Source organism: Sphingomonas sp. S-NIH.Pt15_0812 (assembly GCF_003951315.1).
Lineage (GTDB): Bacteria > Pseudomonadota > Alphaproteobacteria > Sphingomonadales > Sphingomonadaceae > Sphingomonas.
In genome coordinates, this window is the sequence record NZ_QLJH01000023.1 from 11,575 (window position 1) to 33,053 (window position 21,479).

The window sequence follows — 21,479 nt, forward strand, 5'->3', positions numbered from 1 at the left end:
CGTGGAATGTCGTCATTCGGCGAGCCCGATATTACCGACGAACCGGGTGCCCGATGTGTTGCCCAGCTTCAACACGCGGAGCGGCGCCCCGCGGACGATGTTGCCGCTGACGATGCCGCTGCCGCCATCGACCAGGCTCAGGCCGAAGCCGCGAACGTCCTTCAAATGGTTGCCATCGATCAGATATTCGGAATTGCCCGCGCTTTCGATTCCTCCTTCGCACGAGCCGATGCTGTTCTGCCCCATTCGGACCGACGCCCCCTGAACCGAAATGGCGAACCCCTTGGCACCGGAGATTCGACACATCGCCACTTCGGCATCCGGACAGTCCTGGATACGGACTCCGTGCTGCCAGGGACCATCGATCCTATTGCCGACTAGCTGGACGTCACGGGCATCGGTAACCAGCAGGCCGCAGGGGGCGGCTTTTCCTACCGAACGGGTGATCGTGCAGACATTGTCGGAAATCACGACGCCCGACACATGGCCGCCCGCGCTTCGCACCTGGATGCCGTTAAAGTCACCCGAGGCCATGTCGATCATGTTGCCCGACACTAGCACATCGCGCAACGTGACCCCACCTGTGGCATAAACCAGGATGGCGGCCCGGTCCGGTTGCCATTCGGCACCGGCACGACTGTGACCGATCAGATCTTGCCGGAACGTGTTGCCGGAGACGATCGAATGGTCGCTCGAACCCACCAGCCACAGTCCGTCCCACGTCCAGCCACGGCCATAGTTGCCGATGACCCGGCAATAGGGAATGCCTTCTACCGAATAACAGCGCCTGAATCGACCGGTGCCGTCCGGTGACGGTATCACCATATTGCCGATGATCTCCGATGCGGAATTGTTGTCCACGCCCGTGGCATCCAGTTCATAGCCCGGCAGTCGTTCGACATCGATGCCGATCCGGCAGTCGTTCGGCACGCCGTTACGACCACTGGCCGCTTCGATCATGTTGGCGATGATCCGGGTACGTGCGCCGAAATCGGCAATGCCGTCGCCGCGATCCTCGCCCTTTCCTTCGCCGTACCGGCCCGCGCCGAGAACACGACAATGATTGAAGGCGAAGACATTGTCGTAGAATTCACCGGTCGGCGAAACCCCGACACACATCTGGAAATCGAGTATGGTGCAATTCAGCACGCGATTTCGATGGCCGAAGAGTTCGATGCCGAAACTCTGCAACCCATCCGCCGCGGCGATACGATCGGGGTTTTCCAGGTAAATCCCGTCGAGGATGCAATCATCCGCCTCGACCGCCAGCAGCGTCTTGTTCACCAGCGCACCCGGGCGGGCGACAAGGCTTCCGCGCCCACTGATACGGGTGTTCGCCTGACGGACCGAGATGGTATCGGACACGGCAAATCGGCTGCCCGCTGGCAGGACCAACTCGCCTCCCTGTGCGAGCCAGCGCTGCAAGGCCTCGGTCGCGTCCCGCCGACCGGTGGGGTCTGCGCCGTGATCGACGGGTGACGCCCCTTTGGTCGCACCACCGGTACCGCTTGCCGCCGCAGGTTGAACCGATGCCCCCAACGCGCCGATCGTCGTCAGCATCGCGACCTTCTGCAGCATCGACCGCCGGGCCAAGGGATCGATCATGCGCCACACTCCGATTGAACCATCTCAGCCATGTAACACCTCGCTGTAGAGCCGGTCGAACGCATCAACCTGTCGATTGACCGAAAAGCGGGCCTCGAACGCTTGCCGCGCCCCCTGCCCCAGCGTGCGCAACCGCTCACGATCGAGCGTCGACAACAGCTTCGCGAACGCGTCTGGATCATTTGCATCGATGAGGATGCCGGTATCGGGCGTCACGATGTCGCGCATCAACTCGATATCGTTGGCAATGATCGGAAGGCCCGCGCGCATCGCCTCCAATGCGATCATCGGCATTCCTTCCCAGCGCGACGGCATCACCAGTGCATCGGCGGCCATCAGATAGGCGGTCAGGTCGCTGCGTGTCGCCCAGCCCAACAGCCGGACGTTCGGCGGAACGCCATTGGCGGTCGGATCATAGTCGTCATCCGCCTCTCCCACGACATGGATGACGACCGCGGGATCGTCGCATCGCCGCGCCGCCTCAAGCAGCAGGTCCAGCCCCTTCTGGCGTGCGAAGCGACCGACAAACAGAAGATGCAGCCCGTTTTCCTCACCCGGCGCGGCAAGTCCACGCGGAACGAACGCACCGGGTTCGGGGGCCATGCCGTTGGCGATTACACGCAGCTTTTCCGGTGACAGACCAAAGGCCAGTGCGAGATCGCGCTCCTCGTTCGTCTCGTTCACCACCACATCGGTCACGCTCAGCAACATACGCTCTACCAGCGCATAGGCTCGACGCTTCCATGGCGCGACGTCCATCGCGAACGACCATGCGTGGGGGCAGTAGATCGTCGGGGTCCGACTAAATCCGATCCGGAAGGGCGCACGGGTCGCCACTCCTCCGAAGGTACTGTGCGCATGGATAATGTCCGGCGAAAAATCGCGGACGGCATGCCTGACGGCGCCAGCCAGCCTCAGAGTCTTCCCTAGGCGTCCGACTTGTGCATCCTCGAAGGTTCGGCACACCGAGTTCGTCGTCGCGCTCAGATAGTTCATCTGGCTCGCAGGGGCGATGAGCCGGACATTGTCGCGGCCGTAGCGCGCGATTTGGGCCGGGATGACTTCGTCGAGATGCGAAGCCAGCCCGCCCTTGACGATTTCCGTCACATGAAGAATTTTCATGCAGCCCTCAAGATAGGTTGGTTGTGCCGCTTGGTCAGTTGGACGCCGCGGTCGCCGGGGCAGCATCGATAAGGCCGATCGCGACGGCATAATCTCGAATGCCTTGCGCCAGCGGTCGGGATCGATGCAATCCCATGCCGCGCAGTCGATCGACGGCCAGCACCAGTCGCGGTACGTCGACGGCGCGTGGGGGACGGAAAGACAGCGGTATCTCGCACCCGGTCACCTGCTCCACGATCCGGACCACGTCGAGGAGCGAATGCCCCTCCCCGCTACCGGCATTCACCGCTCCTTCGCAGCCACGCTCGATCAGAGCACGGGTAGTGGCGGTGAGATCATCGATATGAATATAATCACGGACACTGGAACCGTCGCCCCAGACCTCCAATCCACGCTGTTCGGCAACGCGTCCGAACAGCACCGACACCAGTCCCTGCGCGCCGTTCAGCGCCTGATGCGGTCCATAGGGGTTGGACGGCCGGATAATCAGGCTCCGCAACCCGCGTGTGCGTTGCAGAAAACGCAGATGTGTTTCCATCTCCAACTTGGACTGACCATAAAAGCTGATCGGTCCACACGGATCCGCCTCTGCGGCATTGTCGCCGGAGGGTATGCCGTAAACCGTGCCGCCAGAGGAGAAATACACCAGCCGGGTGCCTAGCCCCGCCAGCGCGTCCGCCAGACGCAATGCCGGGGTCAACACCGTTTCGCGCTCGACCAGATAGTCGGCGAGCGTACTGGACGGCTTCATGCCCGACACGAGGTGGACCACTGCATCGATCCGTTCCTTCGTGATCAGAGCAACAAGATCATCCACATCGCCCAGCCCGATCGCGATCGGCCGCGTACCGGCAGGCACCCGATCGGGGCCAATCCTGCGACCAGCGATCAGAACGTCATGCCCCGCCGCCGTTAGCGCGTGCGAAAGGTTGACTCCGATAAATCCCGTTCCGCCCAAAAGCAGCAGTCGTTGCGGCTCATTGTTCAGGGATGTGGCAGGCGTCTTTTCAATCAGTGTCATACGCCGCCAATGCTGCAACAGAAACGCAAGGGGCGCTACCGGCCCCGGTCTTACAATGTGGCATGCACCGTCGCAATCTTGCCTGCACGTGCGGAGTGTTCCGATCGTGATGGGGTCGGCGTGCCGCCACCGCCCGATCCAGACAGCAGCGACGCCTGCCACAACCTGTCCCACATCGCCAGGCTGGGCGCGAGGAACAACAGCGCCGTACTGAGGTGTCGTAGATAGCTGCCCAGATCCGGTTCGAAAATGTTCAACACCAACATATGGGCGCAGAACAACGCTGCTGGCCAGCTGACACGCGAGTTCCCACTGCGAAGACCACTGATCATGAGCAATGTATAGATGCACAGCATCACGAACAGATAAGCTTCCTTGAGTCCACCACCAACGAAGATAGGGAAATTAAGACGCCATGCTGCGTACAGATAGTTTATGGGAAACGTCCTAAGCCCGTCCGGCTGAACCAGGTTCATGAACGCGGTACGATTCCCTTGCCCACCAAGTCGCGAATAATTCACGATGTCACGCTGCATTTGTAATGTTTCATACAAATTGTCGGGCAGGAGCATCGCAAGCAGCGGCACGACAGCCAATATGATGATGCGCCAGTACCACTTGACTCTCAGCAGCACGAGAAGGCCAAGCCAAACCGCAAGGATTATGATGAAATACTGCCGGAATATGACAGCATATAACAGATATAATGCGCTGGTCAGCCCGATACGGAGGCTGAGATTTCGCTGAAAGCCGGTCAGAACCAGCGTGCTGCCGATGATCACCGGGGTGACGAACGTGTCCTTGGTAAATAGCGGCAGGTAGAGCAGCCATGCGGGCACCAGACAGGCCAGCGCCAGTGTCAGCGTTCGCGGCAGACGCAGCCACCACAACAACAAGCCGATCGTTGCGACACCCAGAACGATCAGCATCGCCATACGTATCGCTTCATTGGTATGGGCGTAGATAAGCGATACAGCGGCATAGCCATCGAACGTCTCGGCCGAGGCGGTCATCGATGACATTTTGGCGACGGTTTCGGCGTCGTTCCCCTGACTGGGCAGGATCGCCGCCAGCACCGTCTGCGCCAGGAACACGAACACGACGAACGCCACGCAGGTCACGATGATGGTAAGGTTGCGTAGCCCCGTAGAAGGACGCTTAAGCATCCGCCACCGCACGGCGGCGCGCTTGATCGCCGTCCTTCATCATTTCGCTGAAATGCACGATACGCATGCGACCTTCCAAACACCTTCACTGCAGACCGAATAGCCTCGGAGTCTCACGCGGCACGGGCAGATAGCCATTCCGTACGGATTTCGCAATCGACCGCCGGGTGGGACCAGGGCAGCTACTATCGTTGCCTAGCCCAAACTGCTAAGGCCAGCGTCGTTCGAATTCAGTCCATAGGTGAATGATGAAGGTACTCGTCCTGGCCCCTCTGGTCCGGATTGCGATGCGGCTGTATCTTCAAAGTCTGCTCGACGACGCCAAAGCGGCCGGGGCTGAGGTGACGGTGATCGCACCCAGCCATGTCGATGTGGAAACAGACTATCCCATCGTCCGGATCGGCGGCGGCGGCAAGCTTTCCACCGCCTGGGCGCAAGTGAACCCGCTGACCTTCCTGCGTATCACCTGGACGATGTTGCGCGGGCGGTTCGACATGTTGCATGTCATCAATGGCGAGAACCGCCCGTTGGCGGTCTGGGCGATGCTGTGGGCGCGATTGCTCGGGATGCGCGGTGTCGTGACCATTCACGATCCCCTGCCCCATCCCTGTGCCAAGTTGGAGGTCGCCACCTATAAGATCGGGTTGCTGTCACGTCGGCTCGCGAGCGAACTGAACATACACGACAAGGCCCATGTCGATATCGTGGCGGATGGTTCCGGCCGGCCGATCCACGTCTTCCCCCTGCCCAATCTGCCGAAATCCTTCGGTCGTGCCAAGACGCTGCGAAAGGCGCAGGAGGTGCTCTTCTTCGGTCGGATGGAGCCCTATAAGGGCATCGACAATTTCGTCGAACTGGGATTACGCATGCGGGGCGAGGCTCGGTTCACCCTAGCGGGCAAGGGCAAAGTTCCCGACACGCTGCTCAAAACCATGGCCGAGCACCCGGACATCTTCACCGTCGAGCATCGCCATGTGACCGACGAGGAGATGATCGCGATGATGGACCGGGCGAAAGTTGCGCTGTTGCCCTATCATTCCGCCACTCAGTCCGGCGTGCCGCCCGTCGCGGCGGCTCGCGGCACGCTGCCGGTGGGATTCGCTGTTGGTGGACTCGTGAACCAGTTGCCGGCGCTGGGCGGCATCGCCGTCCCGCCGGGCGATCTCGACGCGCTCGAGGCGGCCGTCCGTGTCGGGCTGGCGATGGACGAGACAGCGCTACAAAGGCTGACCGAACATCCCGACCCTTTCAAGACGGCGATCGCCCGCCTCTATGCACGGCCTGTGTCCGGCGTCGCGCCGATCGCGCCTGTCGTCATCGCTTGATCCGATGCCGAAGAGCTTGCTCCGCCGCAAACTCGGCCTGATCGCCGGGTCACTCGAAACCTCTCTGTACCACGTCGTTCAGGTGATCCCCGTCAATATCGTGCGGATTCTATGCCTGCGCATGATGGGCGCCCGGATCGGTGCCGGCGTGGCGATCAATCACGGGCTTCAGATCCGCGTGGCCCGGCGCATCGCCATGGATGACGATATCTTCGTTGCCGAGGATGTCATCCTGGACGCGCGCGGCGGGATCACGATCGGAGCGCACACCAGCATCAACAGCCGCGTTCAGATCTGGACCGCTCAACATGACTGGCAATCCCCGGATTTCGCCTATGTACAGGCGCCCATCCGGATCGGTTCACATTGCTGGATCAGCGCCGGTGTGATCATTTTGCCGGGCGTCAGCATCGGCGAGGGTACGGTCGTCGCGGCGGGTTCGGTCGTGACGAAGGATCTCGAGCCTTGGATTCTGGCTGGCGGCGTGCCTGCGCGAAAGCTGCGCGATCGTCCGGTCGTGCGGGACTATCGGCTGGACGCGGCGGCAAACAAGAATTGGTTCTGGTAGGTAGGATCATGAAAGATCAACAGGCCATCCTGTTTCTCTGCGACGATCCCGACGTTCTGGGCGGGCTTCAGCGCGTGATGGGCACGCTGATCGACGCATTCCGTGCACGGGGTTACCGCGTCGTTGTCACCGCGCTGCACTTGAACGGCGGCAAAGGATTCGTGGATCCCGCGGTCGAACGACATCGTCTGTTCGGCGAAGGCCCGCTGTCCCGCCTGATACAGAGAATCAAATTCGGACCATTGCATCTTCAGGGTCGCCGTCTGTTACGCCTGCGTTGGCTGGCACAACGTCGCGCGCGGCGGTTCTTGCGCGAACAGGTCGAAACATTACGGCCAGCCGCCGTCATCGCGTTCGACTCCCTGACGGCAAAACTCGCCTCGGAAAGCCAATTGCGAGACACCAAGCTACTGATTCAATATCATAATTCCTTCGATTCCCTGACAGGAACCTCGGACCTCAGTCGGTTGCGTACCGTAAGCTCGGGCGCTTCCCGCTTTCTGGCCCTTACGGCCGCTGACGCCGAGCGGTTTGCGATGGATGGGTTTTCGCGCGTTTCCTATGTTTCGAACCCGGTTTCCTTCTTCCCCGCCCATCTTCCCGCCCGTCGTGCGCAGCAGGTGGTGGCGCTTGGACGCTATCATCATCAAAAGGCATTCGACCACCTCGTGACGGCATGGGCCAAGGTGACATCGCGTGAGGGATGGCATCTTCACATCTATGGCGACGGACCTGAGCGCGAGTTGATCGACGCCACGGTCACGCATCTGAATGTCGAAGACAGCGTCACGGTCCACGGACCGACCCAGGATGCGGAACAGGCCCTCAGCCATGCGTCCATCTATGCCTTATCTTCACGCTTCGAAGGATTGTGCATGGTCGCGCTCGAAGCGATCGCCTGTGGCGTGCCCATCGTCACCACCGCATCCGGTCCAGGTACCCTGGAGATTGCCGAGGGCTGCGGTCTGATCTGCGATGTTGGCGATACGGCCGCCTTCGCGGCGCATCTTCAAACACTCATCAACGATAGGACATTGCGCGAAGACCTCGGCGCAGCGGGGCGTCAGAAGGCGCAGAATTACCGGGTCGACGCGATCGTCGACCGCTGGGAACAGGTCATCACCGAAAGTCCTGCCGTACCGATTAGCGTCTGATGAGGGACACCCGCGAGATCATATAGTCGCTGGGCGGTCCGTCCAGGCCGCCACGCACATCCAACGAAAGCAAGGCCGTATCGCAACCGGAAGCCGGAACCACGATGTCGGTCGCGATCCGACCGTTCTTTTCCGGTTGCGAGACGAACGCCGCGCCCCCGGCGCAGGTCAACCTTGCGGTCAGGACACTGCCGTTTGCCGCATCGTTGGCTACCGAGACGCCAAGCCGATAGGCGCCCGGATCGAGTAGCACGGTCTGTCGTGCCACCCACTCATCCGCGCTTGCGGGAACACTGACGCGCAGCTGAGAGCCGCCGTTTTCCGCAGGCTCTCGCGATGCGATCAGCTCGTCATGGGCGTTGAACGACCAATCAAAAGGTGGTGGCCCGGGGTCGCGAGCGAAGTCGAAATTATTGACCCGTTCTCGTCCTTTGGCGGTAGGGGCGATCTGACGATAGAAGCGCAGCGCCATTGCGGGTTGCCTCAGAGCGACCATTTTTGAGATGGCCACGCCCAGATACGGGCGATCCACCCCGGAACGGGGATCGAGTAGGAACGCCGGAAGCAATATCCCCAATGTGACGGGATTCTCGGCCTTGGGGAGATATGCGGCGATGAAGTCATATCGCCACGACGGATTGCGCGCGAGGAACGCGGCAAGCGGCCGTGCGATGGCTGGATCGTCCGCGGCTGACGTCAGAACCGGGATCAGTTGTTCCCGTAAATTGGGTTCGGCTCGCAATGCACGATCATAATGCACGAGCGCCCCGATGATATCGCCGCGCTGCACATGGGATTCGATAAGCCAGAGCTGTGTCGGCCCGTCGTGCCGCGACAAGGTCTCACTATATTTAAGCAACCGGTCGGCCTGCGCGCTTCGCTGCCCCCGTAGCGACCAACTGAGCGCAAGCGAACGCGCGGCAATCGGGTTGACGGGCTGGCGGTCCAAGGCGGCGGCCGCCAGTTGGCTGGCTTCCGCCAATCCCCTTGCATCGGAGTTGCTCAGAACAAGCTGTGAGCTTTTGGCGGCGGCGGCATCAGCCGACCAAGGCCACCAGGCGAGGACGACATCGGGGTTGCGACGGGCATAGATCCCGGACAGCGTTACCGCGATCGACAGCCAAAGAAGTGGCAGACCGAAGGCCACCGCGATCAGGATGCGACGCAAGTCGATCCGTACGGACGTCCCCTTTATCGTCTCCTGCTGCGCCATGATCGATCAGGCTGCCTTTTCCCCATAGCTATAGTCGTAGCCATAGCCATAGGTCCCGGTCTTATTGTCATATTTGGTCAGAACCACGCCCAGCACATGCGTTTGCGATGCGAGCAGGCGGCCGATCGCCACGCGAGCGGTATTGCGGCCCGTGGACTTTATGTCGAACACGAACATCGTGCCTTCCACCGCACTGCCGATCAGCAATGCGTCGGCCAGCCCCATCACCGGCGGGGCATCGATCACAATATGATCGAAATCCGCCCCAGCGCGCTCCAGGAGTTGACCGAAGCGCTCGCCGGTCAGAAGTTCGGGCGCACTCGGCGGCTGCGGGCCGGCGGTCATGATCACCAGCCCCTCGGTGCCGTCGCGATGGCACAGCCCCGCCAGATTGTCATCGCCCGATAGATAGTTGCTCAACCCGTGCGTGTTCGGCAGTTCGAGCAAATGATGGATCGATGGCGAGCGCATATCTCCATCGATCAGCAGAACGCGCTTGCCGCTCCGTGCCAGAACGCGTGCCAGGACGTGGCTGGTCGTGGACTTGCCCTCCGCTGGTTGCGAACTGGTGATAGCCAAGCTCGCTGGGACACCATGATCCGATGAAAAGGCCAACCGCGCGCGCAACGAGATATACGCTTCGGATAGCGCAGACTTCGTGTCCATCACGGCATTGCCGACCTCGCCATTGCGCACCTTGGGGATGGTACCCAGCAAAGGCACATGGAGTATCGGCTCGACATCGGCAGGGTCCCGGACCCGATCGTCGATCTGTTCGGCAACAATGGCCATCACGCCGCCCAGGATCGTACCTGCGAGGATCGCGATGGCAAGATTGATCAACGGTCGCGGGCTTGAAGGACGGGCCGGCAGTTCGGACATGTCAACGACGGAGATGTTGTTCACCCCCACACCACCAGCGACACCGATCTCTTTGTAACGCTGCAGCAACGCATCGTAGAGCTGGCGGTTGGTATCCACGTCGCGCTGATAAATATTGTACTGAATGCTGCGACGGCGGAAGTTCAGCACCTGCTTTTCCAAGGTGCTGACACGCTGCTTGAGTTGTTCTTCACGATCAAGTGCGGATTGATATGTTTTGCGCAGCGATCCCCCGACACGACCTTCCTCACCCGAGAGAATCTTGTCGATCTGAGCGATCTGCTGACGCAATGCCACGGCAGAGGGGTAGTTCGGTTCGAACTGCACCATCATGCGTGCGTAATCCGCCATCAGGCCGGCACGCTGGGTGCGAAGTTGCGAAATCGTCGGATTGGTCAGTGCTTCGCTGCTCTGACCCCCGCGAGCATTGTCGAGACGACTGGCCGCTTCGATGCGGTCGGCCGTGGCCTGTGCCAGAACACGGTTCAATGTCGACAGATTGTCCACCACGAGCGGACGTTCGCCACCGCTGGTGCCCGATTCGCCCGGCAGATTTACGATCGCCTCACGCGAGGCATAATCGACCAGCTGACGTTCCGACTGGTCGATCCGTACACGCAACTGCGCAAGACGTTGCTCCAGGAAGCGCCGGGCATAGGCTGTCGTATCGAACCGGCGGGCAAGCGTCTGTTGGATGAACTGAGTGGCCCATGCGTCCACAACCTTCTTGGCGAAGGCTGGTTCGGGAGCGCTGAAGCTGAGACGCACCAGACGCGACATACGCTCAGGATCGATCGACAAATGCTTTAGAAGTGCATCGCCAGCGGCAATGGTACGCTCTTCGCGGTTGGACGCCCCAGCCACGACGCGTCCGTTTGCGAACCAGCGATCCGCATGGCCTTTGTCAAATGCCTGAAAGAAATTGGCATCTTCGGATAGTCGCAGCTGGTTTGCAACGCGTTGCGCCAGCGACTTGGATTCCAACAGCCCATATTGGGTCTGATAGAATTCCATGTCAGCACCGCCGCTGTCGCTGTTTTCCGCGCCCTTCACCATGGTGAAATTGCGCGTCTCCCGCTGAATCTCGATGGTCGCACTTGCCGTATAACGCGGCGTCGCGAGCAGGGTGGCCAGAATACCACCCACCACCGCGATCGCGACACACATGATGATCAACCACTTGCGGCGACGGAAGATGCTCAACGCCTCCGCCATCAGCGTCATGCGCTCGGACCGCCCTCCCTCAGCGTTAGCCTGTTTCTGCGGGAGCCATCGCGATACGGTCCCATCATCGGTTCCAGCCGACATTCCAGATACGTTCATGCGAATTTCGGAGCCTCGGCTTACTGCAAGATTCTGAGGAGAGGTACGGACAGTAGCGGCGACGCGGTAATCACGTCACGAAAAATCCGGCGACCACGCGACTCGCTTACTTCGATGACGTCGTTCGCGTAAATTTCCGGATCAGCATAGGCTCCGGCACGGATCGCACGCACATCGTACAACGCAGCCATGTCCTTGTTATTGACGCGCCTATACACGACAACTTCATTCTCTTTGCCGAATTCATTGATCCCCTCCGCACGTGCCAATGCCCGCAAGAGTGTCATTCGACCAATGACGGGATAAATACCGGGGGAACCCACCGCACCACCGACCGACATATTTTGCGACACGGTGTCGGTGAGATTGACCGTAACCTGCGGGTCGCGGACATAACGCCCCTTCAACCCATCGGCGTAGATTTGACCAACCTGAGCCGGGGTCTTGCCCGCGACCTGGATCGACCCAACCAGGGGAAGGGAAATCTGGCCCGAACTGTCCACCTGTACCGATCGGCTAAGTTCGGGCAGACCGTATACTTCGACCGACACTTGATCCAGCGGGCCGATCACAAAGGCACGCTGCGGCAGGATAAGATCGGTCGTATCCGGTGGAGGCAGGTCGTGCGACTGCACGACCGTCAGATCAGAACGAGGCGCAACCGAATGGCTCGCGCACGCGCTCAGCACCAAGCTTAACAAGCCGGAAAGAAAAATTCTTATTTTCAAGGATTAAGCTCTTCGTAAGACTTGACGCTACTTGGCGTGCCTATCCCCGCTTCGCTTTTTTGTAAAGCAGAGGCTCTATCGGCAGCCCGATACAGCGCCTGTGCGACCCAGGCCGCGGCCACCGCGAAGATGAACCCCATCAAGGGCGGGCGCAGCGGATAGTCGACCGTACTCGCCAGCATCAAGATCAGCATGACGCTCCATCCGGCACGCCCCATCAGCCCGCTGGTCCCCACGCGGCCGCGGCTTCGGAACAGCCGCCATCCGGCCAGCAGCCACCATGCCAGTCCTGCGGCCATCAGGGCGATGCCTGCCACACCACCGGTCATGGCCACTTCGAAAAAGTCGTTATGTGCGTGATTATAGGTCGTTGGGCGCAGCAGGATGTCGGGTTCCAGGATACGGAACACCGGATCGAACGAACCGAGACCGCTGCCGAACGGAAAGAAGTCCCAAGTCATCTTCAGGACCTGGGGTGTGTTGCGTAGCCGCAGATCGTCCAGCGCATTGAGCTCGAACAGTCGATTAAGCGCCAGCGCACGACCAAAGAAGAACACCAAGGCAGCGATCGCCACGCCACCGATCAGAAGCCCCCAAGACAGGAGCTTCCCCCGGCGCCCACTCGCCAATGGGGCCATCATGGCGGCCATGACGATCCCGACCACCATCAGCCCCATTCCCGCACGCGATGCGGTGAGCATGATCAACGGGATGAGCGCCAGCGCGCATAACCCCGACGCAATCTGGCGGCGAAGGGCGACTTGCGGCGTGGTCGCGGGAAGCAGCGTCACAATACGAAGCAATGGGAGCATCGCGGCCAGCAGAGCCGCCTGATGGTTGCGGTTGGCGAGAAAGCCCACCGCATTGCCCTCGTAAGTCCGCTGGTACAAATACAGCGGACTGCCGACACCCTGTACAGCCTGCAACCCACCGAGCAGCGCGCTCACCATCGCCACGCCTAACAAGACGAACAGGACGCGACGCCGACCGTCCGACGGCACGGCGGCCCATCCGACCAACGCACATGCTGGCGCGAGAAACCAGAGCAACGCCTGAACCGTCAGATCCGGGGTCAGCGAGATCGGGCGCCAGGGCTGAGCCACACCCTGCGCCTGTGCCGCCTCAACCATCAGCTCGCGTCCGGGAAGCGCCGTCCAAATCACGGGCGGCAGCGGGATGAGCTGGATCAGCGCCAGTGCGACACCGCATAGAAGAAACAGCAGCGGCACGCGCAACGGTTTCAACTCCGCGCTAGGCACCAACAAAATCACGCCGACCAACACCAGCACCAGCGCCGGTCGGACATAGAGCAGCGAAAGAACATCGGTCCGGTTCGATCCACCACCCAGCGCCAGCACGACGAACGCCGCACAGAACAGCGCCAGCGGCAGCCAGCCCCCCTGCGATGCCGACAAAGGTAGCCGCCCCCGCCGACGTCGGCGGGAATGCCGGGATTGGACGTTCATCATCATGGCCCCCTCATTCCTGGAACCGGCTCGCTAAGCAAGCATCCATTCTATCGTATCCGACGATGGGATCGATGCCCAATCGGGTAGCATCCTTCGCCATCAAACATTGCTTCCCGTCAGCCGCTGCACGTCATTGGCACGGACGAAGGCTGGGTTCACGACAGTTTCCGGATGATGCCAGGTCGGTTCTCCGGCCATGGCCAGCGTCACCAACCGAATGGGCCATCGCGGTATAGCGGTTGCGACATTGACGGGGCCGTCGCTATCCGCCGCATCGAGCAGATCGAACGACCCGACCTGCCTGACCCTGCGCGGTAGCCTGATGAGCATGCCGCCAGCACGACCATGCGATAACGTGCCGGGGTTCGATGCGGTGCGGCGCCAGCTCGATGACGATGCGGCGGATGTCGCGGATGAAGCAGCGGATCGGGTCCGTGCTCTCGTTCAGGCTATTGGAAGGACGTAGCATTGGCGCGGGTGCGGATGGTCGCCAGCATCGCGAATGCGGGCACGACAAGCGAGACGTGGCGGGGCCAGCCATGTCACGAGCGGGTCTCGTTATGGTCCAGGCCGAGCTCGCTCTCGGCCATCGCGAAGCCGTCCTTGATCGCCCAGCGATGTCCTTCCACTCCGACACGGGTTCGATGGTCAAGCCGGCCGGGCACCAGGAACGAGTTTGCGCGCGATCTGTGCAGCCGCATCTGAGACCACGTGCGTATCGCTCCATGAGCCGAAGCGATGATCGCCTTTGGGCCCAATCCCATAGCCCTTGCCGGCACGACGCAACGCCTGCTCGATGTCGCCGCCGCTGTAAACCGCGTCCGCCGCACCCCGGGCGAAGGGCATGTCAGCCGCTATCGCACGTTCGGTCATCTGCACCGCCAGCGCCGGCTTTGTCGCATCCTAGGGAACGCCCCAGCACCTGATCTTGAGGACCCTCTCCACTCGCAGCCTGCCGGTGGGCGCGGATAACGGTGCCGTCGATCGTCCGATACGGGTTGCTTCGGTCGGCGATGAGCGCCTTGGACATCCGCTCCCAGACGCTGGCATGGCCCCAATGGCCGACACGCGGGTGCACCGTCTTCCACCGGCCATGGCGATCCGTCAGGCCGCCAGCGCACACCCGACCATAGCACCGCCTCAACACGGATGCCGGTGGATCAGCCTTCAACCTGTTTGGAATTCCGAAAGTCGATACAGCCTTAACGAAGGCCCAGTTCTCCTTCTGCGAGCAGGATCCCGTTTTGATATTCGCCCAGTGCACCGGAAAAGGCCGTTGGCGACACACAACGCGGATCGACGCCCTCCTGATCGGAAAATGCGCCCTTTTCTGATGCCTGGCTCATACCCAGGCGGCTTTCGCTGACCGACGCCTGACCGTTCCAAAACGAACCAAATCGCGCCTGATATGCCGCTTGGACCCGGCCAAAGCGGGTGTCGAGCGCCTGGACCCGCACCAAACGAGATTGTTCGCCGCACAGGCGCTCCACCGCACCTCGGCGTCCCTGCCATGCTCGCCGGAGCGCCGCGTCGGCGCGAATCCCTGCTTCCGGCGAAAGACGGATCGCACCGGCCTGTGGCATCGAAGCCGCCAACAGCAATAACCCGAAAATCACGATCCATTCACTCCGCACATGCGCGGCGCACAACTGCCCCGATCCGCAGCTATTTTCAACCAGCCATCGCAAAGTCGGGCCAGACGAGGGTTGCATGGCGGTAACTTCGTTAAATGCAGGAATGCGGTGCTTTCCGGCTAAACGGAAGCCGGCACCTTATGAACTCCGGTCTTTTTCAACCAATCCCCCCAAAGCGTCACGCCGATGCTCGCGGTTGGTTTCAACAAGGCTTATTGTGGGAGCGCCTTTCGACGCGTTGGATCGTCTGCACCTTCGTGTCCGACAATCAATGGCTGTCGACAACGTCTTTAACCCTGCGGAGCCTGCCTTTTCAGCCGCCGCTGCGCGCAGGACAAGCTGATCCGCCGCATCCGAAGAAGCATCTTCGGCATGGCGGCCGATCTACGGAAAGGCTCGAACAGCTATGCCGCGTAGCAAGACGGTGGCATCCGCTGGGACGACCCGACTTTCACCTTGCTTGATGGTCAGGTCGGCGGTGTCGGTTGCTCCCTACCCGCCGGCACGGTTCCCGAACTGAGCGACAAGGATAAGGTGCAGCCCGGGGTCACGGATTTCGACAGCCGCTTCGCCGATGATGGCCACCTACCACCCCCTTCTATTTGGTCGCCAAGCCCCCGCGTGAGCGCCCATTGCGGCAGCCGCCACCCCCTTTTTGCTGTGGTCGCATCAGTATGAACTTTCGTGATCGCGCCGTCGAACAGGACGCACTTCAAGTCCGGCCTTTCCACCCTGGCATGGAATAGCCGTTCCCGGACAGCCGTTGAAAAGCGCTGGTGTCGTTGGTCACCCCGGTGCCATGCGCTGAACATTTCCGGCGTCGCACTGGCCTGGGCGATCGTCACATCGTCGGCCCGGCCAGCAATTTTGTCCTCGACGACGGTCCAGAACGAGCCGTCATACAGGCTCAACAGGTCGCTGGCAGGCGCGGCCGGGCCGGTGCGGGTGGTGGGCTGGCCCTCCGCGTCGAACACCAGCGCGGCGGCGGCGTGCGGCCGGCGGCGGATGCGCAGCCGCGCGCCATTGGTGGCGGCCATGCGGGTGAACGTGCCGCCGGCGTCGGTCTGCCCGCCGGTGACGAAGAAGTCCGCGTCCAGCGCCAGCTACTCGACCCGGCCGCCGGAAAGCAACCGCTCCAACAACAGATCGCCGGCGCTGCGAAAGCCGTAAGGTACGGAAAAGCGCGTGGTGACGCTGTCTTCCAGATGGATCACGGTCGCGGGCAGCGCAGCAACTGCCATTCTTCGTCCCCAAAGCGGATGTAGATCCGAGGGCGGTTTGCGGTACCGTCATCATCGGACTCGACTTGGGCGGTTCAGCATGTACCAGCGCGGTGATCACGCTGCAATGTATGCATTCGCCTATCGCACGGTGTATATGATTCGCCATCTAGGCTCAAGACTCGTTGATCACAGCCAGAAGATTATCGTGGCGGCGAGAGCGACGGCGGAGAGGAAGACGGTAGGGCACCGGTCGTAGCGGGTGTCGAGGCGTCGCCAGTCCTTGAGGCGGCCGAACATGATCTCGATGCGGCTGCGGCGTCTGTATCGGCGCTTGTCGTACCTGACAGGCTCGTTGCGGGACCGCCGACCTGGAATGCAGGGCTGGATGCCTTTGGCCTGCAAAGCGTCCCGGAACCAGTTGGCATCATAGCCGCGGTCGCCGAGCAGCCACTGCGCCTTTGGCATCTCGTCCAGCAGGGCGGCCGCGCCGGTATAATCGCTGACCTGGCCCGCGGTCATGAAGAAGCTGAGCGGGCGGCCGTCGGCATCGCTGACGGCGTGCAATTTGGTGTTCATCCCGCCTTTGGTGCGGCCAATCAGGCGGCCGAGACCCCCTTTTTAACCCGCAGGCTCGATGCCGTGCGGTGCGCCTTGAGGTAGGTCGCGTCGATCATGACGGTTTTCGGATCGGGGCTTGCAGCAGCCAACCCTTCCATCATCTGGAGGAAGATGCCCTTCTCCCCCCAGCGCTTCCGCCGATTGTACAGCGTCTTGTGCGGGCCGTAGTCCTTCGGCGCATCGCACCAGCGCAGCCCGTTACGGTTGACGAAAACGATGCCGCTCAACACCCGCCGATCATCAACCCGCGGCTTGCCGTGGCTCTTGGGAAAGTACGGCTGAAGCCGCGCCATCTCCTCGTCCGTCAGCCAATACAGGTCGCTCATCCGGGGTCTACTCGCGGAGCCTGAATCAGATCGCGGCACTCACATCAATGGGTCTTGACCCTAAAGGAGGAGAAACGTGGCATAGCGTTGTTTTTCCAAGCAACAATCGAAATACCTGATTACTTGAGCGTTCTCCGTAAAGCCGTGCGTCGCCGATCACCCATCGGTCTGACGCTGCTCGCCTGATGAATCATTCCCACAAAGGGTACTACCGAACGGAGAGCGTTCAAGGAGACAACAGGCTTCCAAGCTCGCACGAAAATGGGACGGCGCGGCTTGCACCGACCGTCTCACCGGCGTATGTGCCGGCTCGCTTCGTTGGAATTCCAACGGAACGCCGTTGGAATGACGGCCTCGAAAATTGCTGAAACCATATGGTTTCAACGGTTTGCGGGTATAGCACAATGGTAGTGCAGCAGCCTTCCAAGCTGAATACACGGGTTCGATTCCCGTTACCCGCTCCACCGGCCTGTCCCGTCACCCGATCGGTTAACCGGGCTTCAACCCTTCCCGCCTAGCAGGAGGCATGATCGCCGCCTCGCTTCGCGTGCCACTGCTCTGGGTCATGACGCTGGCCCTGGCGGCCTGTTCGCGACAGCCGGCATCCCAACATGCCGGCCCGCCGATGCTTGCGGCGAAGGACACGTCGCTGCTGCGGGCGCTCGCTCTGTCTCCGGCCATCGCCGACGGTCGGGACGCCACCGCACCGCTGCGTCCGGCCCCGCCCCTGCTGCGCCCCGCGCCCGCCTTCCTCGCGCAGCCGCGCAGCCGGGACGATGCGACGCGAGCCGCCGCCTGCCTGACCGCCGCCGTCTATTACGAGGCGCGCTCGGAGCCGCTCGACGGACAGCGCGCGGTGGCGCAGGTGGTGCTCAACCGGGTGCGCGACCGCGCCTTTCCGGCCAGCGTGTGCGGTGTCGTCTATCAGGGCGGGGCGCGACGCGATGGCCGGGGCATCGGCTGCCAGTTCAGCTTCGCCTGCGACGGCTCGACCAGCCGGCCGGTGGACGGCGCGGCGTGGCAGCGGGCGCGCGGGGTGGCGGAGGCCGCGCTGGCGGGAGCGGTCTATGCACCGATCGGCGCGGCGACCTATTATCACAGCAACGCCGTCTATCCCTGGTGGGCGCCCAGCCTGGCGCGGATCGGGCAGATCGGCGCCCATATCTTCTATGGCTGGCGCAGCGCCCTGGCGTCCGCCCTGTCCTTCCGCCGCGACTATGCGGGCGTGGAGCCGGTTTCCACGCCGCTGCTGGCGGCGACATCGTCGCCCGCGCCGGTGGTGATGGCGGCCGAGCCGGCCGGCGTGACCGTGCATCGCGGCACCGGACTGCCCGGCCCGGCATCGACCGTGCCGCCGGGGGACGCGGCGGCCGATGAACCGGCGACCGTCGCGGTGACGATGGGCGTGCGCGTCCATCGCAACCATGGCGCATCCTCCAGCCCGATGATCGTCGCCATCGGTCCCGAGGAGGGACCGGGCGACGATCGGAGCTAGTTCAGCGCTTCGGCGCGGCGGCCGCCTTGCGCGCGGCGACCTTGGCGCGGTGATGGCCGACGGCGCAGCCCGCCGCCGCACCCAGCACCGCATGGCCCTTGCCGACGAAATGGCCGCCGACGCCGCCGACCGCCGCGCCCTTCAGGCATCCGGCCGCACTGGCGGGCCCGGCGAGCGCCACGCCCGCGGCGAGCATCAGCGCGGTGGCGGCGGAACGGATGGCAGTGCTGGTCATGATCCTACTCCTCTTTGCGAGGATGCCCGGATAGGCCAACCCAGGTGGCGGCGATGTGTGCGACCCGTGACACTCCGGTCATCCTGCGGATCGGACACGAAAAAAGCCGCCGGTCACAAGGACCGGCGGCTGACGGGTCATCCCTGGCGGGGGATATCAGGCGGTGACGACGCCGCCCCGGCCACGGCGATAGCGCGCGGTCGCGCCGATCATGCCGAAGCCCAGGAACATGAGCGCCCAGGTCGACGGCTCGGGCACCGAGAAGACGACATTGTCGACTTCGAGCGAATTGCCGCCGCTGCCCAAGACGATGGCGCCGAAGGCCTCACCGGCCGAGGCGGTGAAGGTGATGCGACGGTTGCTGACCGCCGAACCCTGGCCGCCATTGGCGTTGGCCGAGAGGTCCGCACCGGTGTAGCTGGCAAGCACCGCACCCGTGGTGCTGAGCAGGCTGACCGTGTTGTAGCTGTCGATCGAGCCGATGAAGATGCTGATCGCCTGATAAGCCGCATCCGCCGCCAGCGTCGCCGTGCCGGTGCCATAGACGGCCAGGTAACGGCTGCCGTCGCTGAACGCCGGCTGCGCCGAGCTGGACGACGACCCCGTCGCATAGCCGAAGTTGCTGCCGGTCAGCGTCACGCCGGCGGGCAGGCTGCCGTTGAAGTCGACCACGGTGCCGGCGGGCGCGGCGAAGCTGGTGGTGCTGCCGGGCGTGGAGGTGAAGGTGACCGCAGCGGCGGGCGACGCCGCCAGCGTCAGACCAGCGGCCGCGAAAGCCATGGTGTACAGATTGCGCATGATAACCCCTATCGTCAATCGCCGTCGATCGGCGGTGGAGCCCCGCTGCAATTCGCGACCGGGACGGACCGTTAACTATTTGAAAAGGATTAGGAGTCGGAATGCATTTTGTGCACCGCAACATGCATATGACGCAATCGACCCGGTTTGGCGCGTAATTTTCAATGGAACTTTTTGACTATCGGCGGTGCGCCGGAGGCAAGCGGGCCTCGCGCCTCCCACCAGCGGCCTGAACTAAACTGAATTTCTTATCAGCGCGTTAAACGCGATTGATGCAAAACCGGGTCAGAACGCCGGTATAACATCCGGTAACACTGTTACCTAGAGCGAATCGGTCCGGGCATTAGAATTGGCATGGCGCGCGCGACCTGATCGACGTCCGACGATATCGGGTCGCGTAGGGACGGCCAGCGCGTCATCCGCGTTCCATATCAATCGGTGCTTTGGGGAGGACGACCGGCAATCGCCTGGTCATGAAATGGTGGAAGGGACTGGATTCGAACCAGTGTACACTTGCGTGGGCAGATTTACAGTCTGCTGCCTTTAACCACTCGGCCACCCTTCCACGGGAGGCGCTCGGAAGCGAGGCGGCCTCTTGGCGAAGCGCGGCGCGGCTGTCAACGCCTTTGCGCGCTTTCGTGGCGGAAAGCTTGCGCCCGCGCGGCATGCCGCATAGCGGAGGCGCCATCCCGAACGCGCGCCCGCGTTCACCCGACGACGAACCGAAGATGAGGAATTTCGCTGATGGCACGTAAAGGCCACCGCCCCAGCACTGGCGTGGGCAACCGGCCGCGCTTCTGGGGCCGCCACGCGGTCACCGCCGCGCTCGCCAATCCGGAGCGCATCGTGCGCAAGCTGTGGCTGACGCGCGAGGCCGCCGCCCTGCTCGACGTGCCGCCGGTGATCCCGGTCGTCTACGCCGATGTCGCCGATCTTGGCCGGCTGGTCCCCGCCGACGCCCCGCACCAGGGCGTGGTGGCGGAGGTCGACCCACTGGAGGACATGTGGCTGGGCGACCTGCTCCAGCAGGCGCAGAACGATCCGCCCGAGCGCCAGCGGCCGCTGGTCGTGCTGGACCAGGTGACCGATCCGCACAATGTCGGCGCGATCCTGCGCTCGGCCGCCGCCTTCGACGCGCTGGGCATCGTGACCCAGGATCGCCACGCCCCGCCGGAATCGGGCACGGTGGCGCGCGCCGCCTCGGGCGCGCTGGAGACGGTGCCCTGGGTGCGCGTCGTCAACCTCGCCCGCGCGCTGGACGAGATCGCCGAGGCGGGCTTCTGGCGGATCGGCCTGACCGGCCATGCCAAGGGGACGCTGGCCGAAGTGATGGGGCCGCAGCGCATCTGCATCGTGCTGGGCGCGGAAGGCGAAGGCATGCGCCAGAATACCGAGGCGCATTGCGACGAGCTGGCGCGCCTGCCCATCTCGAGCCTGGTCGAGAGCCTGAACGTCTCGAACGCGGCGGCGGTCGCGCTCTACGCCGTGGCGGCGCGGCCCAAGGGGTAATTCCCCAACGCACCACCCCGGCGCAGGCCGGGGTGGCGGCTGGCCATGGCGATCTACCCGCCCCC

Annotated in this window: 19 protein-coding genes, 2 tRNA genes and 1 pseudogene; 6 read left to right on the forward strand and 16 right to left on the reverse strand. The window is 62.6% G+C overall.

What is annotated here, in order from left to right; all coding sequences use genetic code 11:
- Positions 1–12 precede the first annotated feature (12 nt).
- From BRX43_RS14445 to BRX43_RS14460, 4 genes are read right to left on the reverse strand one after another with little or no spacing between them, the layout of a single operon-like run.
- Positions 13–1,605: a right-handed parallel beta-helix repeat-containing protein gene (locus tag BRX43_RS14445; RefSeq protein ID WP_125995798.1), complete on the reverse strand. Its 1,593-nt coding sequence runs from the start codon at positions 1,603–1,605 to the stop codon at positions 13–15.
- A 24-nt stretch (positions 1,606–1,629) separates the two neighbouring features.
- On the reverse strand, positions 1,630–2,727 hold the full coding sequence (locus BRX43_RS14450; RefSeq protein WP_164523619.1) for a glycosyltransferase: 1,098 nt from the start codon (positions 2,725–2,727) through the stop codon (positions 1,630–1,632).
- A 34-nt stretch (positions 2,728–2,761) separates the two neighbouring features.
- Complete coding sequence (locus BRX43_RS14455; RefSeq protein ID WP_125995800.1) at positions 2,762–3,748, reverse strand: NAD-dependent epimerase/dehydratase family protein; 987 nt, start codon at positions 3,746–3,748, stop codon at positions 2,762–2,764.
- Positions 3,749–3,798: 50 nt separating this feature from the next.
- Positions 3,799–4,914, reverse strand: a complete 1,116-nt coding sequence (locus tag BRX43_RS14460) for a hypothetical protein (RefSeq protein ID WP_206433227.1) — start codon at positions 4,912–4,914, stop codon at positions 3,799–3,801.
- 248 nt (positions 4,915–5,162) lie between these two features.
- Between BRX43_RS14460 and BRX43_RS14465 the strand changes: the two genes are divergently transcribed.
- The 3 genes from BRX43_RS14465 to BRX43_RS14475 are packed head-to-tail and all read left to right on the forward strand — an operon-like array spanning position 5,163 to position 7,961.
- Entirely contained in the window at positions 5,163–6,239 is a 1,077-nt protein-coding gene (locus tag BRX43_RS14465) for a glycosyltransferase (RefSeq protein ID WP_125995802.1), read from the forward strand.
- Positions 6,240–6,243: 4 nt separating this feature from the next.
- Positions 6,244–6,807 carry a DapH/DapD/GlmU-related protein gene (locus tag BRX43_RS14470; protein ID WP_164523620.1) on the forward strand — a complete coding sequence of 188 codons (564 nt, stop codon included), beginning with the start codon at positions 6,244–6,246 and terminating at the stop codon, positions 6,805–6,807.
- Between the two features lie 8 nt (positions 6,808–6,815).
- Positions 6,816–7,961, forward strand: coding sequence for a glycosyltransferase (locus BRX43_RS14475; RefSeq protein ID WP_125995804.1), 1,146 nt, complete (start codon positions 6,816–6,818; stop codon positions 7,959–7,961).
- On the opposite strand, the gene BRX43_RS14480 is transcribed toward BRX43_RS14475, so the two are convergent.
- The 9 genes and pseudogenes from BRX43_RS14480 to BRX43_RS14520 all read right to left on the reverse strand — a co-directional run bounded on the left by BRX43_RS14480 (position 7,951) and on the right by BRX43_RS14520 (position 17,377).
- Positions 7,951–9,174 carry a hypothetical protein gene (locus tag BRX43_RS14480; protein ID WP_125995805.1) on the reverse strand — a complete coding sequence of 408 codons (1,224 nt, stop codon included), beginning with the start codon at positions 9,172–9,174 and terminating at the stop codon, positions 7,951–7,953. The two genes, BRX43_RS14475 and BRX43_RS14480, sit on opposite strands and share 11 nt — an antisense overlap.
- 6 nt (positions 9,175–9,180) lie before the next feature.
- Positions 9,181–11,280: a polysaccharide biosynthesis tyrosine autokinase gene (locus tag BRX43_RS14485; RefSeq protein ID WP_241214969.1), complete on the reverse strand. Its 2,100-nt coding sequence runs from the start codon at positions 11,278–11,280 to the stop codon at positions 9,181–9,183.
- A 119-nt stretch (positions 11,281–11,399) separates the two neighbouring features.
- Positions 11,400–12,107 carry a polysaccharide biosynthesis/export family protein gene (locus tag BRX43_RS14490; protein ID WP_241214970.1) on the reverse strand — a complete coding sequence of 236 codons (708 nt, stop codon included), beginning with the start codon at positions 12,105–12,107 and terminating at the stop codon, positions 11,400–11,402.
- Entirely contained in the window at positions 12,104–13,579 is a 1,476-nt protein-coding gene (locus BRX43_RS14495) for an O-antigen ligase family protein (RefSeq protein ID WP_125995807.1), read from the reverse strand. Before BRX43_RS14495 ends, BRX43_RS14490 begins: the two co-directional genes overlap by 4 nt.
- Before the next feature lie 446 nt (positions 13,580–14,025).
- Positions 14,026–14,521: pseudogene (locus BRX43_RS20935) on the reverse strand (hypothetical protein); the annotation flags it as partial.
- Between the two features lie 257 nt (positions 14,522–14,778).
- Positions 14,779–15,288, reverse strand: coding sequence for a hypothetical protein (locus BRX43_RS14510; protein ID WP_125995809.1), 510 nt, complete (start codon positions 15,286–15,288; stop codon positions 14,779–14,781).
- A 389-nt stretch (positions 15,289–15,677) separates the two neighbouring features.
- Positions 15,678–16,247 carry a hypothetical protein gene (locus BRX43_RS14515; protein WP_125995810.1) on the reverse strand — a complete coding sequence of 190 codons (570 nt, stop codon included), beginning with the start codon at positions 16,245–16,247 and terminating at the stop codon, positions 15,678–15,680.
- Positions 16,248–16,313: 66 nt separating this feature from the next.
- Positions 16,314–16,451, reverse strand: a complete 138-nt coding sequence (locus BRX43_RS20360; protein WP_164523621.1) for a hypothetical protein — start codon at positions 16,449–16,451, stop codon at positions 16,314–16,316.
- 168 nt (positions 16,452–16,619) lie between these two features.
- Positions 16,620–17,377, reverse strand: a protein-coding gene (locus BRX43_RS14520) for an IS5 family transposase (protein ID WP_125995811.1) whose coding sequence is annotated in 2 segments (ribosomal slippage) — positions 16,620–17,053 and positions 17,053–17,377 — 759 coding nt in all. Because the reading frame shifts where the segments join, the coding sequence is not laid out codon by codon here.
- Between the two features lie 390 nt (positions 17,378–17,767).
- Between BRX43_RS14520 and BRX43_RS14525 the strand changes: the two genes are divergently transcribed.
- Both BRX43_RS14525 and BRX43_RS14530 read left to right on the forward strand, forming a co-directional pair.
- A tRNA-Gly gene (locus BRX43_RS14525) sits at positions 17,768–17,841 on the forward strand.
- 62 nt (positions 17,842–17,903) lie between these two features.
- Complete coding sequence (locus BRX43_RS14530) at positions 17,904–18,872, forward strand: cell wall hydrolase (RefSeq protein ID WP_241214971.1); 969 nt, start codon at positions 17,904–17,906, stop codon at positions 18,870–18,872.
- 1 nt (position 18,873) lies between these two features.
- On the opposite strand, the gene BRX43_RS14535 is transcribed toward BRX43_RS14530, so the two are convergent.
- From BRX43_RS14535 to BRX43_RS14545, 3 genes are all read right to left on the reverse strand, one after another.
- A complete protein-coding gene (locus tag BRX43_RS14535) occupies positions 18,874–19,107 on the reverse strand; it encodes a hypothetical protein (protein WP_164523622.1) in 234 nt (77 codons plus the stop codon).
- Positions 19,108–19,263: 156 nt separating this feature from the next.
- Positions 19,264–19,905 carry a PEPxxWA-CTERM sorting domain-containing protein gene (locus BRX43_RS14540; protein WP_125995812.1) on the reverse strand — a complete coding sequence of 214 codons (642 nt, stop codon included), beginning with the start codon at positions 19,903–19,905 and terminating at the stop codon, positions 19,264–19,266.
- A gap of 479 nt (positions 19,906–20,384) precedes the next feature.
- A tRNA-Tyr gene (locus tag BRX43_RS14545) sits at positions 20,385–20,470 on the reverse strand.
- A 179-nt stretch (positions 20,471–20,649) separates the two neighbouring features.
- On the opposite strand from BRX43_RS14545, the gene rlmB reads away from it, so the two are divergent.
- Positions 20,650–21,414, forward strand: a complete 765-nt coding sequence (gene rlmB, locus BRX43_RS14550) for a 23S rRNA (guanosine(2251)-2'-O)-methyltransferase RlmB (protein ID WP_125995813.1) — start codon at positions 20,650–20,652, stop codon at positions 21,412–21,414.
- Positions 21,415–21,479: the final 65 nt, after the last annotated feature.

What these genes read in the sequence shown, in the direction of transcription:
- rlmB (WP_125995813.1), top strand. Translation starts at nt 20,650, where the DNA reads ATGGCACGTAAAGGCCACCGCCCCAGCACTGGCGTGGGCAACCGGCCG.
- BRX43_RS14530 (WP_241214971.1), top strand. Translation starts at nt 17,904, where the DNA reads ATGATCGCCGCCTCGCTTCGCGTGCCACTGCTCTGGGTCATGACGCTG.
- BRX43_RS14495 (WP_125995807.1), bottom strand. Translation starts at nt 13,579, where the DNA reads ATGATGATGAACGTCCAATCCCGGCATTCCCGCCGACGTCGGCGGGGG.
- BRX43_RS14445 (WP_125995798.1), bottom strand. Translation starts at nt 1,605, where the DNA reads ATGATCGATCCCTTGGCCCGGCGGTCGATGCTGCAGAAGGTCGCGATG.
- BRX43_RS14515 (WP_125995810.1), bottom strand. Translation starts at nt 16,247, where the DNA reads ATGGCCGCCACCAATGGCGCGCGGCTGCGCATCCGCCGCCGGCCGCAC.
- BRX43_RS14475 (WP_125995804.1), top strand. Translation starts at nt 6,816, where the DNA reads ATGAAAGATCAACAGGCCATCCTGTTTCTCTGCGACGATCCCGACGTT.
- BRX43_RS14510 (WP_125995809.1), bottom strand. Translation starts at nt 15,288, where the DNA reads ATGCAACCCTCGTCTGGCCCGACTTTGCGATGGCTGGTTGAAAATAGC.
- BRX43_RS14455 (WP_125995800.1), bottom strand. Translation starts at nt 3,748, where the DNA reads ATGACACTGATTGAAAAGACGCCTGCCACATCCCTGAACAATGAGCCG.
- BRX43_RS14540 (WP_125995812.1), bottom strand. Translation starts at nt 19,905, where the DNA reads ATGCGCAATCTGTACACCATGGCTTTCGCGGCCGCTGGTCTGACGCTG.
- BRX43_RS14480 (WP_125995805.1), bottom strand. Translation starts at nt 9,174, where the DNA reads ATGGCGCAGCAGGAGACGATAAAGGGGACGTCCGTACGGATCGACTTG.
- BRX43_RS14450 (WP_164523619.1), bottom strand. Translation starts at nt 2,727, where the DNA reads ATGAAAATTCTTCATGTGACGGAAATCGTCAAGGGCGGGCTGGCTTCG.
- BRX43_RS14470 (WP_164523620.1), top strand. Translation starts at nt 6,244, where the DNA reads ATGCCGAAGAGCTTGCTCCGCCGCAAACTCGGCCTGATCGCCGGGTCA.
- BRX43_RS14485 (WP_241214969.1), bottom strand. Translation starts at nt 11,280, where the DNA reads ATGACGCTGATGGCGGAGGCGTTGAGCATCTTCCGTCGCCGCAAGTGG.
- BRX43_RS20360 (WP_164523621.1), bottom strand. Translation starts at nt 16,451, where the DNA reads ATGGCAGTTGCTGCGCTGCCCGCGACCGTGATCCATCTGGAAGACAGC.
- BRX43_RS14460 (WP_206433227.1), bottom strand. Translation starts at nt 4,914, where the DNA reads ATGCTTAAGCGTCCTTCTACGGGGCTACGCAACCTTACCATCATCGTG.
- BRX43_RS14535 (WP_164523622.1), bottom strand. Translation starts at nt 19,107, where the DNA reads ATGACCAGCACTGCCATCCGTTCCGCCGCCACCGCGCTGATGCTCGCC.
- BRX43_RS14465 (WP_125995802.1), top strand. Translation starts at nt 5,163, where the DNA reads ATGAAGGTACTCGTCCTGGCCCCTCTGGTCCGGATTGCGATGCGGCTG.